Below are 15,375 nucleotides of genomic sequence, written 5' to 3'. Positions count from 1 at the left end.
CTAACGCAATATCGAGTCCGTCGATGCGACCGAGCCTCAAAAATCTTCAGCACTTCATCGCGATAGCCGATACCGGTCAGGTCTCCAGAGCCGCCCAGCGCTGCCACGTCACTCAGTCGACGATGACAGCGTCGCTCAAGGCGCTGGAGGAAATCGTAGGGGCTGCATTGTTCTCGCGACATGCAGGCGGCGTTCGCTTGACCGAGGCCGGGAACCGTTTTTTACGTCATGCCCAGCGGATCGAGGCCGTCATGGACGAAGCCATGGATTGCGTCGCGCTGATGCCGTCGCGAATCACCGGGCTGATGAGGATAGGCGTGACTGAAACCATCTCCGCCTACGTATTGACCCCACTGCTCCGCGAACTGGAAAAGAAGTTTCCGGAGCTCGAACTGAGCTTCGTCGAGGAGGATCGCGCGCAGATCGAAGAGCGAGTGCGCGACGGCAGTCTGGACATGGCCATCCTGCTGGCCTCCAATCTTTCCGAGAATGCGTCGCTGCCTTGTCAGCTGCTGATGCACTCGCCCAGGCAACTGTGGGGCCACCCCGAGCATCCGCTGATGAGCGCCAACCGCGTCCGGCTTTCCGATGTGGCGAGCCAGCGCTATATCCTGCTGGACATGGACGAACATGTGTCCACGGTGGAGAAATACTGGCGCCACTACCGCTTGCAGCCCGACGTGGGCTTTCGCAGTTCTTCCATAGAAGCGGTGCGCAGCCTCGTGGCCGCCGGTCGCGGTGTCACCATCCTCTCGGACCTGGTCTACCGGCCCTGGTCGCTGGACGGGCACCGCATTGTCCGGCGGCAACTGGCCGATCCGGTGCCGTCCATGGACGTGGGCCTGGTGTGGGACCCCGAGCGGACTCAAGGCCAGGGATTTTCTGAGGTAAAGGACTACCTGCTCGACTCGTTCCGCACCATCCTCAAGGCCTGATGCCTCGCATCACATGGCTCGGCATACACGCTTTCGCTTACAAAATCCCCCGCAATGCCCAAGGATGGACGATTTCAGCCGCGTCAAACGATCGGTAAGATGACCGCCCGCATTGAACGACAAAGGAACGGGCATGCACAAACAATTCATTGAAGTCGATGGAGCGAGGATGAGCTACGTCGATATCGGTCAAGGCTTTCCCCTTGTGTTGGGGCATAGCTTCCTCTGGTCGGCCGAGATGTGGCATCCCCAGATCCAGGCTCTGGCGAAAAGCTTTCGGGTGATTGTTCCTGAGCTGTGGGGCCATGGGAGCTCTGACGCTCCGCCTGCCACGACAACTGATATGAGCGCTCTGGTTCGACAGCACCTGACGCTGCTTGACGCTTTGAACGTCGAACAATGTCATCTGGTGGGCTTGTCCGTTGGCGGAATGTGGGGGGCAGAGTTGGCTCTCGAGCATCCGCGGCGCGTTGATCGCCTGGTGCTGATGGACACGTTTCTGGGCGCCGAGCCAGAAGAAACGCGACTGAAGTATTTCGGCCTGCTGGACGCCGCGAGCGAAGCCGGGTGCTTTTACGATGATTTGCTCGATCGGGTAGTTCCGCTGTTTTTCCATCCCGCAGGAACGACGGTTCCGGACATTCGTAAACACTTCCGGGCAACCCTCAAGGCCACCAGCGCCGAACGCATCCGCCAGAGCATCGATCCCATGGGGCGCATAATCTTCGGTCGAGCGGATCTGCTGCCTGCGCTTGCCAATCTGGCAGCCGAGCGCACGATTATCCTGTGCGGTGATCGGGACATACCCCGCCCACCGGAAGAAACGAATGGCATGGCGCGCATTATCGGCTGCCTGGCAGCGCAAATCCCCTGTGCCGGGCATATCTCCAATCTGGAGAACCCGCGTGTGGTCACCGATTTTCTCCTCGACTGGCTGCCGCAGAACCGGTAACGCTTCAGAACTGATCTGGAGCCGTCCGTTTACCTTTGATCGCATCCAGCAGGCGTCCACCGCAATTGGTTCACGACCACGCGAAACGCCGCAGTCTGCTGGCGGCGGCTGGGATAGTAAAGGTGGTAACCCGCAAACGGGTCCGACCAGTCGGCGAGAATTTCCTGCAACGCGCCCTTGTCCAGCCAGGGCTGCACCAGGGCATCGGGCAGTTGCGCGATCCCTACGCCGGCGAGACATGCATCGAGAATCTGTAGCGCACTGTTGAGGATCAAGGGGCCATTGACTCGCACCCGGAACTCCTTCTCGCCGCTGCCGAACTCCCAGGGGTAAAGGCCCCCGTGGGTGGGCAGCCGCAGGTTGATGCAGCGATGCGAGGGCAAGTCTTCGGGTCGCTGCGGCGCGCCGTGCTTTGCCAGATGGCCGGGGGAGGCCACCGTGACCATGCGCATCTCCGGCCCGATGGGCACGGCGACCATGTCCGCATCGATGATGCCGCCAAGGCGCACGCCCGCATCGAAGCGCTCGGCAACGATATCGGTGAGCCCGTAGTCGGTGATCATTTCGATGGTCACTTCCGGCCAGGTTTCGAGCACCGGCAACAGTCTGGGCCAGAGCACATGGCGCACGGCGAATTCGTCGGCGTTGATGCGCACCGTGCCCGACGGTCGCAGGCTCAGATCAGAAACGGCGTTGAGGTGAGTTTCGATCCGGTCGAGCAGCGGCGCGATGTCGCCCAGCAGCTTTTCCCCTGCCTCGGTGCGGGTGACGCTGCGGGTCGTGCGAGTCAGCAGGCGCACCCCCAGACGCTCCTCCAGACCGCGCAGCGTCTGACTGACTGAGGAGGGTGAAACGCCCAGGCAGGCAGCGGCCCGGGTGAAACTGCCTTCTCGCGCTACGGTCACGAAGACACCGAGATCATCCAGTCCGTTCACCGCCATTGTTAATCTCCGCTTCATACTGATTTCCGAATTCCGTATATACACGAAGTAATCGCCGGCACGTACAGTCCATGCAGGTCTTTCACATGGGGTGTGCGTAACGACTCCATTTTCGTGTTCCGGGAGGTAGTTGAAATGAGCAGACAGATCATCAACGCGGCGCTGTGCGCGGCTGCCCTGCAGGCGGGTGCGGCCAGCGCCGAAAAGAGCGCCAGGGAGGGGCAGGAGATCAGCCGCGCCGGCGAGCAGGCCTCCATCGCGGGTCCCGAGCAGTTCTTCACGGGTCGCGTGCGTATCGATCCGGTATGGCCGGCCAATGAGCACATCAGTGCCTCCGGCGCGCTGGTCACCTTCGAGCCAGGGGCGAGGTCAGCCTGGCACACGCATCCGGCCGGTCAGCGTCTGGTGGTCACGTCCGGCGTCGGCCTGACCCAGGAGTGGGGCAAGCCGGTGCAGATGATCCGCCCCGGCGACGTCATCTGGTGCCCGCCGGGCGTCAAGCACTGGCACGGTGCTGCTCCGGCGACGGCCATGACCCACATGGCAGTGACGCCGACTCTGGATGGCAAGAACGTCGACTGGATGGAGAAAGTGACCGATGAGCAATACACGCAAACCCGTGAGCAGTAAGTCGGGCCTCACCCTGGGCGCGATCGGTGTCGCCCTGGGAATGAGCGACTTTGCCCAGACCGCCATGGCTCAGGAGCCGCCACCCATGAAGCAGGCCGCCGTATCTCAAGTCCGCGAAACACTCGATGCCCGCCAGCAGGCGATCATTCCGGTAGCGGCCTTTGCCACTGCCGGCGATATGGCCGGGTTAAACATGGCGCTGAATCAGGGCTTCGACAATGGCATGAGCATCAGCGATGCGCGCGAGGTGCTGGTGCAGCTGTATGCTTACGCCGGCTTTCCACGCAGCCTCAACGCGCTGGGCGAGCTGATGAAGGTCGTCGAGGCGCGCAAGGGCAGGGGCGTCGAGGATGAACCGGGTCGCGAACCCAGTCGCCCGGCGCCGAAGGGCGACGCGCTGCTGGCGGCCGGCACCGAGAACCAGACCCGCTTGTCCGGCGCGCCGGTGGCCGGGCCGCTGTTCCAATTCGCTCCGGTCGCCAACGAATACCTGCGTACCCATCTGTTCGGCGACATCTTCGAGCGCGATAACCTGGACTGGCAAAGCCGCGAACTGGCGACCGTGAGCATGCTCTCGGCCCTGCCGGGCGCAGAGGCGCAATTACAGGCGCACATGCGCATGAGCATGAACACCGGCGTCAGCGCCGAACAGCTTCGCCACCTCACGCAGGTGCTGGCCGAACGGGTCAGCGTCGAAACATCCCGACGGGCAAGTGCGGCGCTGGAACGTCAGCTGACGAGCAAATGACCGACCGATCATGCATCCGCCGCTCCCGGGCGGCGATCGCCAAGCGTCACTCATTTCATCAGGACAACCCGCGCGCCTCACTCCAACAGTGGGGCGCCCGGCGATCGTGTTTCAGAGAATTTTTCCAGGCCCGGCACTTATATGGCGAAATGCAGTCACATCCACGCGCTGTGGATGAGGGCGTTCGTCACTCTGGAGGCGACTCTACGGCTGCTGCCGTGGAGTCGACACCCTTCGGACATTCGGCGCACGGAATGCGGCCAGCACTGAATTATTTCTCACCGGTTGTCACTCTATGCGCTTTCTCCTGGACCCTCGTCATGACATCGATGCAGCGCTGCTCGGCTACCGCCGAGTGTTCTGGGCGCTGGCGCTGTTCAGCGGCGTGATCAATCTGTTGGTGCTGGTGCCCTCGCTGTACATGATGCAGGTCTATGACCGGGTGCTCACCAGCCGCAACGAAACCACCCTGTTGATGCTGACCCTGATCGCGCTGGGACTTTTCCTGTTCAGCGGGTTGATCGAATGGGTGCGTGGGCAGGTGATGATCCGCATGAGCGCGGGCCTGGACGACGCGCTGGGCGAGCGGGTCTTCGATGCCGCCTTCGCGCGCAGCCTGCGCGAACACAACGCCAACCCGGCGCAAGTGCTGAGCGACCTCGCCTCCCTGCGGCAACTGATCACCGGGCAGGGCCTGATCGCGCTGCTCGACGCGCCCTGGCTGCCGATTTTCCTGCTGGTGGCCTTTATCTTCCATCCCTGGTTCGGCGTGCTCACTCTGGTGCTCGCGCTGTTGCTGATCGGTCTGGCGCTGTGGGGCGAACTGGCGACCCGCACGCGGCTGGAGCAGGCCAACCGCCTGGGCGTGCAGTCGGCGGGCTACGTCAACAGCACTCTGCAAAACGCCGAAGTGATCCAGGCGCTGGGGATGCTCGGGCCGCTGCGCGATCGCTGGAGCCTCATGCAGCAGCGCATCATCGCTGCTCAGGCCCACGCCAGCGACCGCGGCGCTCGCATCACGGCGGCGACCCGTTTCGTGCGTATCTCGGGCCAGTCCTTGTCTCTGGGGCTGGGTGCCTTGCTGGTGCTCGAAGGGCAGTTGTCCGCGGGCATGATGATCGCCATGTCGCTGTTGCTGGGCCGAGCGCTCGCGCCGGTGGAAATCGCGATAGGTTCATGGAAACAGTTCACCGCCGGACGCCAGAGTTATCAACGGCTAGGCCAGTTGCTGCATCGACACCCGCGCGAGCCGCTGCGCATGCCGTTGCCGCCGCCTACCGGAGCGCTGCGCCTCGAACAGCTCCATGCCGGTCCGCCCGGTACCCTGCAGCCGAGCCTGCGCGGTATCAACCTGGCCCTGAACAAAGGCGAGGTGCTGGCCGTCATCGGCGCCAGTGCCAGCGGCAAATCGACCCTGGCCCGGGCGATCGTGGGCGTCTGGCCGGCAATGGGCGGTTCGGTGCGTCTGGACAATGCCGAGATCAGCCAGTGGTCCCGCGATGCGCTGGGGCCTCATCTGGGTTATCTGCCCCAGGACATCGAGCTGTTCGACGGCAGCGTGGCCGACAATATCGCCCGCTTTGGCGAGCAGGACGCGGACAAGATCATCGCCGCCAGCCGCCACGCCGGTATTCACGACATGATCCTGCGCTTTCCGAAAGGCTACGATACGCCGCTTGGTCCTGGTGGCCTGGGTCTGTCCGGGGGGCAGAAACAGCGTCTCGGCCTGGCGCGGGCACTCTACGGCGCCCCCGCGCTGATCGTGCTCGACGAACCCAATTCCAATCTGGACGAAGCCGGCGAGCTGGCGCTCATTCAGGCCATCGCCACGCTCAAGACAGCCGGCAGCACGGTGGTGCTGATCACTCATCGCCCCAGCGTTCTGGCGGTCGCGGACCATATCCTTCTGCTCAAGGACGGCACCCAGCAGGCGTTCGGGCCGCGAGATGCGGTGCTCAAAGCACTGGCGCCGGTTACCAGAGCGCCTGCCGTCCGGGAGGCCGGACACAATGCGTGACGTAATGCCAAGCCCCGATGCGCGGGGCGACCAGCGCTTGAGTCTGCGCAATGCCGAGATGCTGACGCAAGCCAGTACCGATGCCGGCAGCGCGGCGCGTTACGGCGTCGGCTTTCTGGGCGTCGCGCTCGGCGGTTTTCTGTTGTGGGCATGCCTGGCGCCCCTGGATCAGGGCGTGGTCGGCAGCGGCAAGGTGGTGGTGGCCGGCGAGCGCAAGGCAGTGCAGTCGCGGGTAGACGGCGTGGTCGAAAAGATGTTCGTCAGCGACGGCGATCACGTCACGCAGGGACAGTTGCTGGTGCAGCTCAACACCTTGCAGGCGCAGTCGCAGCTGGACGTTACCCTGGGCAAGTTGCTCAACGATCGCAGCATCGAGGCGCGGCTGATGGCTGAACGGTTGGACAAGCCAGCGATCCAGTGGCCCGCCGAATTGCTGGAGCGCGCCGACGAGCCGCGCGTCAAGGCGGCCATGGCGTTGCAAAGCGAGTTGTTCCAGACCCGCCGCGCCGAGCTCGGTAGCCGGGTACAGATCCTGGAGCACGAGGTGCAGTCCCTTCAGCAGCAACTGCAGGGTTATGAAGGCGTGAAGCGCAATTACGACGCGCAGATGCAGTTCCAGCAGCAGGAGTTGTCGGGGCTGCGCGAGCTGGCGCGGGAAGGGTATGTACCGCGCAACAAGCTGTTCGAAGCCGAGCGCAACGCCGCGCTCCTGGCGGGGCAGATCGCCTCGGGGGTCGGTGACATCGGCAAGACCCGACAGGCCATCAACGAAAGCCGCCTGAAGATCCTGCAGGCCCGGCAGGAATTCCGCCGCGATGCGGAAACGCAGTTGAGCGAGGTGACCGCCGAAGCGGCAGGTTACGCCGATCAGATTCGCGCGCTGCAATTTCAGGTGGACAACGGTGCCGTTCGCGCGCCGGTGGCTGGCCAGGTCATGGACTTGAACATTCACACCGAAGGCGGCGTCACTCAGGCCGGCCAGACGCTGATGCAAGTGGTCCCGCTGGATGCGCCGCTGGCGATCACCGCGCGTTTCGAGCCGCTGATGGCCAACAAGCTGCGGCCCGGCCTGCCGGTGCACGTGCATTTCACCGCGCTGCAACGGGTCGATACGCCCACCGTCACCGGTACGGTGAGAACCGTCTCGGCGGACCAGTTGCTGGATGAGCAGACCCGTCAGCCCTATTTCTCCGCCAAGGTCGATATTCCCGCCCAGACCGTCGCGGCGCTACAGGATGCCGGTCTCTCGGTGCGCCCCGGCATGCTCGCCGATGTCACAGTGGTCACCGGCGAACGGACCCTGATGAACTACCTGATGAAGCCGTTGCGCGAGCGCCTGATCGCAGCCTTCAAAGAGGAATGAGATGACTGACCGCAACCGCTTCGGCCTGCGATTGCTGGCCGGTCTTTTCGCCGGCTGGGCGGGTTCCGTTTCGAGCCTGGCGGCCGGGGCGGGCTTGAGTCTGACTGCCATCTACGACGCGTCGCGAGCCAACGATCCGACCTTGCAGTCGGCCAGTCATGCGTACCAGGCTTCGCGGCACGAAGAAGACATCGGCCGGGGTGGTCTCTATCCGCAGGTATCGCTGAGCTCGCGTTACGGCAATGGCGGTCGTACCGACGGCGGCGATGACACCGGTTACGTCAACAGCAACGACTACCAGGCCAACAACGTGACTCTTGCCGCGCAGCAGCCGTTATACGACAAGGCACGCTGGGCCGCCTTTCAGGAAGGCAAGGCACGGGGCGCGCTCGGCGTCGGGCAGTTCGATGTCGCCAGCCAGAGCCTGTTCGACCGGGTCGCCAAAGGCTATTTCGACGTCGCTCGTGCTGAAAACGAAATCAAGTTGATCGGCCAGCAGAAGTCGGCCATTGCCGGCCTTGTCACGCAGAGTCAGAAACTCTACCAGGCCGGGCAGGGCGCGATCACCGATATCGACGAAGCCCAGGCGCGACTCGATCTGGTCGACGCTCAGGAGGCCGAAGCCCGGGCCCGACGGATTGCCGCCTTGCGCGCGTTGTCCGGGCGCACCCGGATGCTGGTGGACGATATCCAGCCCATGCGCGAGGACGCGGGCGCCAGCAGCCCCATTGCGCCGGAACAGGATCTCGCTTACTGGACCGCTGTCGCCCGCGATGCCAGCCCCGAACTGGCGGCGCGCCTGGCGGCGGTCAAAGTCGCCGAAGCTCAGGCCGAGACCCAGCGTGCCGGACACTATCCGACCTTGTCGCTCACCACTCAGGTGACCCGCCGCGAAACCCGGCAATACCAGGAACTCGATCCTCGCCAGGACACTTACTACGTCGGCGTGCAGCTGGATATTCCGCTGTACCGTGGCGGCGCGGTACGCGCCTCGGTCGCCAAAGCCGAGGCGCAACTGGCCGGCGCGCAGTCCGACTATGACGTCCAGCGCCAGCAACTGGCCGAAGACATCGAAACCGACTACCTGGGCGTGGTGGCTGGATTCAGCAAGAGCAGGGCGTTGCAGCGCGCGGTAGAGTCCAACCAGCGGGCGCTGACCTCGACCGAGAAAGGCTTTCAGGGTGGCGTTCGCTCGACTGTGGACATTCTCGATGCCCAGCAGCGGGTATTCCAAGCGCGTCGCGACCTGCTCGATGCCAGGCTGGACATGTTGCAGAGCTACGTGAGCCTGCATACCCATACCGGGCAGATGAACCGAGCCGTGCTGGAGAAGGTGCAGAGCCTGTTCTGAACCGGGCTTGGGCACGGCGCGTGGCTCACGCGCTCGGCGTCATTTGCACGATTCGTGTAGGAGCCAGCTTGCTGGCGATGCCGGTTGCGCTGTCACCGCCAGATCCAACGCCATCGCCAGCAAGCTGGCTCCTACAGCGATTGTGCAGCGCCGCTGAGAGCATCGTCGGTGCACCCGAATGCGGTGGAGTCTAACGAGCGGGCGCTGACCTCGACCGAGAAAGGCTTCCAGGCGCGTCGCGACCTGCTTGATACCAGGCTGGATATGTTGCAGAGCTTGTTCTGAACCGAACCTGAGCACGGCGCATGGCTCACGCGCTCGGCGTCATTTGCACGATTCGTGTAGGAGCCAGCTTGCTGGCGATGCCGGTTGCGCTGTCACCGCCAGATCCAACGCCATCGCCAGCAAGCTGGCTCCTACAGCGATTGTGCAGCGCCGCTGAGAGCATCGTCGGTGCACCCGAATGCGGTGGAGTCTAACGAGCGGGCGCTGACCTCGACCGAGAAAGGCTTCCAGGCGCGTCGCGACCTGCTTGATACCAGGCTGGATATGTTGCAGAGCTTGTTCTGAACCGAACCTGAGCACGGCGCATGGCTTACGCACTCGGCGTCATTTGCACGATTCGTGTAGGAGCCAGCTTGCTGGCGATGCCGGTTGCGCTGTCACCGCCAGATCCAACGCCATCGCCAGCAAGCTGGCTCCTACAGCGATTGTGCAGCGCCGCCGAGAAGTCTCCTACGGCAAAAAAGAAGGCCTCCATTGCGGAGGCCTTTTTGTTTTCACAGGGGCGGTCAGGCAGCGAAGTCGCTGGCCTGCAGTGCCTTGACGCCTACCAGCTGGATTTCGAAGTCCGGCGTCGCGTCGGCGTTGACGCTGCCGTACAGGATGCCGTCGGCGAAGCGCAGCTGGCCGGTCGCGTCCGTGGCGTCGAACGCGTCGCTGCCGATGAACCTGAAGGCGTCGATTCCGGCGGTCAGCGGGTTGGCATCCATGCCGGTGAAGTCGAGCAGGTCGCCCTCGGCGCTCTTGAAACCGCTGATTACGTCGCGCAGCGCGCCTGTGCCCAGTTCCGCCAGCGAACCGAACACGTAAGTATCGGCGCCCGTGCCGCCGGTCAGCGAATCCGCGCCTTCGCCGCCCACCAGCCGGTCATCGCCGGAGCCGCCTACCAGGACGTCATTGCCGGCGCCGCCGATCAGCACGTTGGCGCCACTGTTCCCGGTCAGGGTATCGGCGTAGGCGCTGCCGGTCAGATTCTCGAAGTTCTTCAGCGTATCGAGTCCGGAGCCGACCGTGTCCTGCTGCGCCGAGGTCGAGAGGGTCGCGGTGATTCCGGCCAGGGCTCGGGCGTAGGAAACGGTGTCATTGCCTTCGCGTCCGTCCAGCACGTTGTCGCCGAGGCCGGCGAACAGCACGTTGTCGAGCGCGTTGCCAATGCCGTTGGCGGCATCGCTGCTGTCGATGTACAGATTCTCGACGTTGCTTCCCAGGGTGTAGGCCGCCAGGCTGCTGCGCACGCTGTCGACACCGCCCGTTAGCCGGTCGGCATTGGTTTCGATCACGTTGTCGCCGCTGTTATCGACGATATAGATGTCGCTACCGTTGCCGCCGCTCATGCTGTCGGCGCCGCCCGCGCCATCCAGCACGTTGGCCGCCGCGTTGCCGGTGATGAAGTTGCGCAGCTCGTTGCCCCTGCCGTCGATGGCGGAGACGCCGGTCAGCACCAGGTTTTCCAGGTTCGCGCCCAGCGTCCAGCTCACCGACGCCTGCACGGTGTCGATCTGCGAAGGCGAGTCGCTGCTTTCGGTCACGCTGTCGAACGCATTGTCGACGATGTAGATGTCGTTGCCGTCGCCACCGTTCATGCTGTCGGCGCCCAGGTCGCCATCGAGAATGTCATTGCCTGACGTTCCGACAAGCGTGTCGGCCTGATCGGTGCCGAAGATCTTGCCGCCTTCGTTCTGCGCATCGTCGAATATCGCCTGCACGCTGTTGTTGTCGGTCGGATCCCCCTGGAAACCCAGGTCATCGGCAATGTAATCGGCCAGTCGCTGGCCGACGATCTCGGCGGATTCCTCGTGCAGGTGCCAGACGTCGTCGGGGTAGACCAGCGGGTCGACCTCGTGGCGCAGCGGCAGGTCGGTATAGTCCACCGCCAGCTTGACGTCGTCGCGCTCAGCGGCGATTGCTTCCTGCACGGCGCGGACGTAATCGACGCCCTCCACGATACCGGCGATCTTCTCTTCCGAGAAGCCGCGGGCGCGCGCCGCGTCCTGGTCGTAGTGACCGGTTTCCATCATGTACACGTTGAAGTCGCCCAACTGTGCATGCAGGTAGTCGAACACGGCGAGCGTCGCGGCCTTGTAGGCTTGCGCGGCAGCTTGCTTGTCAGAGGCGCGGGCGATTTCCTGCGCGGCTTCTTCGCCCTGGCCCCAGATGATGCCCATGGTCACGTTGTCGATCGCGCGCAGTTCGCTGAGCTGGTCCTGCAACAGGACCACGGCGCGCAGCAGAGCCGGGCCCGGCTGGTTGGTGTCGGTCAGCCACCAGCACAACTTCAGTTCTTCGGCGCCGAGGGTCGATACGCCGTTCACGGTGCTCCCACCCACCGCGATGTCGATGCCGTTGCCATCGGCGTCGTTGAACTGACTGCGCACGTCATAGGTGGTGTATTTGCTCAAGTCGCTGACCAGCGCCGAGGTGCCGGACTGGTCATCGTCCTCGGTCATGCGCAGCAGCCGCGCGTTCGACTGGCCGAGGGTCGGCAGGAAAAGAATGTCCTGCGGGGCTCGTTCGCCGAACACGAAGTCGTCAGCGGTCAGGGTATCCAGATAGTTGCCGCTCAAGGCGATCTCGAAACGGTTGCCATCGGCGTCCGCCTCGCTGGATTTGATGTAGGTCTTGTCGCCGGCGGCGTTCAGGCTCAGGTAGAGCGTGTGGTTGCTGCCGTCGCCCAGCCCGAGGAAACCGAGGGCCGACACGTCGATCTTGTCCTCCCCGTGGGTGAAGTCGTAGATCGTGTCGGTGGCGGTCACGCCATCCGCGCCGTAGTCCCGGTAGCTGTCCTGCACGCGGGTGTAGCGGAACGTATCGGCGCCTTCGTCGCCATACAACGAGTCGCGTCCCGCGCCGCCGTCGATGATGTCCGCTCCCGCGCCCGCCCGGATGGTGTCGTTGCCACCCAGGCCCAGAATCAGATCCTCACCGATTGTGCCCGACAGGGCCTCGGCGTTGTCGCTGCCGGCGATGGTGCTGGCGGGGGCATCCGCGACCGTCAGGGCGAAGCGGTCACTGACCGATGCGCCCGACGGGTCGGTCGCCTTGATCAGCAGGGTGTAGGTGCCTGCGGAGGTGCTGGTCGGCGTGCCGCTGAACGTCAGACTGGCGCTGTCGAAGCTCAGCCAGTCCGGGAGGGCGCTGCCGTCGTCCAGGGTGGCGGCGTAGGTCAGCGAGTCGTTGTTGCCGTCCGAGAAGCTGTTGCCGGCGACGGTATAGGTAAAGGGAGAGCTTTCGGTCGCGTTCTGGTCCAGCAGCGGGATCACCACCACAGGCGCAACGTTGCTTGGAACGGTCTGCTCGGCGAACACGAAGTGACTGGCGTTCAGCGTAGCGGCCAGATTGCCCGCCAGCACGATTTCGAAGCGATTGCCGTTGGCGTCCGCCACGTTGTCCTTGATGTAGGTACGGTCATTACCGGCGTTGTAGATCACCTGCAGCGTACCGTCGAGACCGTTGCCCAGGCCGCTGTAACCGAGCGCCGAGAGGTCGATTTTGTCGGCGTTCACGTCGAAGTCGAGGATCTGGTCAGCGGAGCTGGCCGTAGCCGTACGGTAACTGTCCATTTTCGAGCTGAAGCGGTACACGTCGGCGCCGGCGCCGCCGGCAAGTTTGTCCGCGCCGGCTCCGCCGATGAGGATGTCATTGCCGTCTCCGCCATTGATGACGTCGTTGCCCGCGCCGCCGAATATCTGCTCATTGGCGGCGGTGCCCGTCAGCGTATCGCTGGTCGGCGTGCCGTTGATCACATCCAGCGCGTCAGGCACGTCCTGCACGGCGAGGGTGAACTGGTCACTGACGCTGGCGTTGCTCGCGTCGGTCGCGGTGATCCTGATCGCGTAAGTGCCGGAAGCGCTGGCGCCCGGCGTGCCGCTGAGCGTGCGGGTGGTGGCGTCGAAGGTCAGCCAGTCGGGCAGTGCGCTGCCGTCGGCCAGGGTCGCGGTGTAGCTGAGCGTGTCGTTGTTCGGATCGGTGAAGCTGGTGCCGGGCACCACGTAGCTGAACGGCGTGTTCTCGGTGGCGTTCTGGTCCAGCAGCGCGTTGGCGACCACCGGCGCCTGGTTGACGACCGGGGGGGTGGCGAAAACGAAGTTGGCGCTGGTGAGCTTGTCCAGATAGTTGCCGTCCAGCGCGACTTCGAAACGGTTGCCGTCGGCGTCGGCGGTGAGCGACTTGATGTAGGTCTTGGTGCCGGCTTCGTTGAGCACCACATAGACCGTGTCGTTCATGCCGTCGGCCAGGCCCGTGAAGCCCAGCGCCGAGAGGTCGATCTTGTCGGTGGTGACATCGAAATCGGTAATCAGGTCGCCCAGGTTGGCGCCGCCTTCGCTGTAATTGCGGTAGCTGTCGGTACGACTGGAGAACACGAAGGTGTCAGCTCCGGCGCCACCGCTCAGGGTGTCCTGTCCGGCGCCGCCGTCGAGCCGGTCGTCACCGCCGCCGCCCGCCAGGCTGTCGTTGCCGGCAAGGCCGAGCAGCGTGTCTTTGCCGTCGGTGCCCTGCAGCGAGTCGTTGGCTTCGGTGCCGGTGAAGGTACGGTTGAAAATGAAATGGTCAGCGGTGAGCGTGTCGACCAGGTTGCCGGCGAGGATCAGCTCGAAACGATTGCCACTGGCGTCGGCATCGTAATCCTTGATGTAGGTGCGGTCCTGGCTCGCGTTGTAACTGACCTGCAAGGTGCCGCCCCGGCCATTGCCCAGGCCGGTGAAGCCCAGATCGGCGAGGTCGATCCGGTCCTGCGTCACGTCGAAATCGGTGATGACGTCCACGGAACCGGTGGTGGCGGTGCGATAACTGTCCGACTGGCTGGAGAAGCGGAAGATGTCCGCGCCCGCGCCGCCGGTCAGGTTGTCCACGCCCGTGCCGCCCACCAGGATGTCGTCACCGGCGCCGCCGTTGATCGTATCGTTGCCCGCGCCGCCCTGAAAAATCTCGTTGGCGTCGCTGCCCGACAGGGTGTCATTGCCGTCGGTGCCCGGAACGGCCACGACCGGGATGGTTGCGCTGACATAGCTACCGTCGCCGTACAACAGGGTGTCGCCTTTGCTGGTGTTGCTGATGGTGTTGGCAATGATTGCGTTGCGGTCGGTGCCGTCTTCATTGCGCTCGGCCACGCCGTAGGTCGATTGCGCGCCGCCAGTGATGGTGTTGCCCTGAATGGTGTTGTCGCTGCCGTTGAAATACTTCCCCGATACACCGGTGGTGTCGTCGTAGGACTGAATGATGATCTCCGGCACCGCGCCAGCCGTGCCATTGTTGCTCAGCGTGTTGCCGATGACGTCGACCTGGGAGCTGCCATAAATGCGCACGCCCGCGCTGCCGTTGTCATGGATGCCGACGCCGCTGACCGTAACATCGCTGGACAGCTTGACCAGCACGCCTTCGGCGCCGTTGCCGTAGACCTCGCCGCCGGTGATGGTGATGTTGGCCGGCGATGGGATGTTCTCGCTGCCGCGCTGCACGACGATCCCGCCGCCCCCGTTGCCGTAGGCCACGTTATTGCTGAGCGTGAAGTCGTGGGTGCTGGTGACGACGTTGAACCCGTGCCGGTCGTTGTCGTAGGCAATGTTGTTCTCGAAGATGCTGTCGCTGAGGAAGTCGGCCACGAAGCCGTCCAGGCCGTTGCCGTGGGACACGCTGTTCTTGATAACCATGTTCACGGTCTGTTCGTGCGGGTCGAAGCCGTAGCCGGAGCAGTCCTTGATTTCCACGCCGTCGAGGGTGACGTTGGAGTCGTAGCCTTCCTGACCGGGGATGTAACCGTTGAACCAGCCGTCGATCTTGCCGGTAGTGTTGTCCCGGTTGCCGTCCAGGGTGAGATTGCTCAGGCCGAAGTCGTGGGTCTCTTCACCATACGCCGAGCGGATGATGCCGGTGATCTTGGTGTCCGAGCCGTCGGCCACCTTGATGTTCGAGACGCCCATGCCGTCGCCGTACATGTAGACGTTGCTCTTGAGCATGAGACAGCCGTCGGACGGTTCCTCGCCTCCTGACACTATCCAGGTACCGGGTGGGACGTAAACCTGTCCACCGCCGGCCGCTGCCGCCGCATCAATCGCTTGCTGGATGGCCGCCGTATCGTCGGTGACACCATCTCCTTTGGCGCCAAAATCCTTGATGTTGAAAATCATGCATTTATCTCCGGTCACAGGCTGGGATCAC

At 63.9% G+C, this 15,375-nt stretch carries 9 protein-coding genes; 7 read left to right on the top strand and 2 right to left on the bottom strand.

All coding sequences use genetic code 11. The features are described 5' to 3' along the window. Positions 1 to 23 precede the first annotated feature (23 nt). Positions 24 to 935: a LysR family transcriptional regulator gene (locus TRP66_RS01875; RefSeq protein WP_333399619.1), complete on the top strand. Its 912-nt coding sequence runs from the start codon at positions 24 to 26 to the stop codon at positions 933 to 935. Positions 936 to 1,068: 133 nt separating this feature from the next. Further along, positions 1,069 to 1,887 (top strand): alpha/beta fold hydrolase, encoded by an 819-nt coding sequence (locus tag TRP66_RS01870; protein WP_333399618.1) that lies wholly within the window; start codon positions 1,069 to 1,071, stop codon positions 1,885 to 1,887. 29 nt (positions 1,888 to 1,916) lie between these two features. Here the strand turns inward: TRP66_RS01870 and TRP66_RS01865 are convergent, their stop codons facing one another. Beyond that, on the bottom strand, positions 1,917 to 2,828 hold the full coding sequence (locus tag TRP66_RS01865; protein WP_333399617.1) for a LysR family transcriptional regulator: 912 nt from the start codon (positions 2,826 to 2,828) through the stop codon (positions 1,917 to 1,919). Positions 2,829 to 2,963: 135 nt separating this feature from the next. Here TRP66_RS01865 and TRP66_RS01860 point away from each other — a divergent pair, with 135 nt between their 5' ends. The 5 genes from TRP66_RS01860 (at position 2,964) to TRP66_RS01840 (ending at position 8,937) form a co-directional block, all read left to right on the top strand. Continuing rightward, positions 2,964 to 3,458: a (R)-mandelonitrile lyase gene (locus tag TRP66_RS01860; RefSeq protein WP_333399616.1), complete on the top strand. Its 495-nt coding sequence runs from the start codon at positions 2,964 to 2,966 to the stop codon at positions 3,456 to 3,458. Further along, positions 3,427 to 4,206: a carboxymuconolactone decarboxylase family protein gene (locus tag TRP66_RS01855; RefSeq protein WP_442965150.1), complete on the top strand. Its 780-nt coding sequence runs from the start codon at positions 3,427 to 3,429 to the stop codon at positions 4,204 to 4,206. Before TRP66_RS01860 ends, TRP66_RS01855 begins: the two co-directional genes overlap by 32 nt. Positions 4,207 to 4,501: 295 nt before the next feature. After that, on the top strand, positions 4,502 to 6,223 hold the full coding sequence (locus tag TRP66_RS01850) for a type I secretion system permease/ATPase (RefSeq protein WP_333399615.1): 1,722 nt from the start codon (positions 4,502 to 4,504) through the stop codon (positions 6,221 to 6,223). Then, positions 6,216 to 7,586, top strand: a complete 1,371-nt coding sequence (locus TRP66_RS01845) for an HlyD family type I secretion periplasmic adaptor subunit (protein WP_333399614.1) — start codon at positions 6,216 to 6,218, stop codon at positions 7,584 to 7,586. The genes TRP66_RS01850 and TRP66_RS01845 overlap by 8 nt, the downstream gene beginning before the upstream one ends. 1 nt (position 7,587) lies before the next feature. Beyond that, positions 7,588 to 8,937 (top strand): TolC family outer membrane protein, encoded by a 1,350-nt coding sequence (locus TRP66_RS01840; protein WP_333399613.1) that lies wholly within the window; start codon positions 7,588 to 7,590, stop codon positions 8,935 to 8,937. A gap of 791 nt (positions 8,938 to 9,728) precedes the next feature. On the opposite strand, the gene TRP66_RS01835 is transcribed toward TRP66_RS01840, so the two are convergent. After that, the gene (locus TRP66_RS01835; protein ID WP_333399612.1) at positions 9,729 to 15,344 is read right to left on the bottom strand and encodes a putative Ig domain-containing protein; all 5,616 of its coding nucleotides are present in this window, start codon (positions 15,342 to 15,344) and stop codon (positions 9,729 to 9,731) included. Positions 15,345 to 15,375: the final 31 nt, after the last annotated feature.

This window comes from Pseudomonas sp. JDS28PS106 (genome assembly GCF_036706555.1).
Taxonomy (GTDB): domain Bacteria; phylum Pseudomonadota; class Gammaproteobacteria; order Pseudomonadales; family Pseudomonadaceae; genus Aquipseudomonas.
The sequence above is the reverse complement of the archived record's forward strand: the minus strand, read 5'-3'. Positions and strand labels throughout refer to the sequence as shown.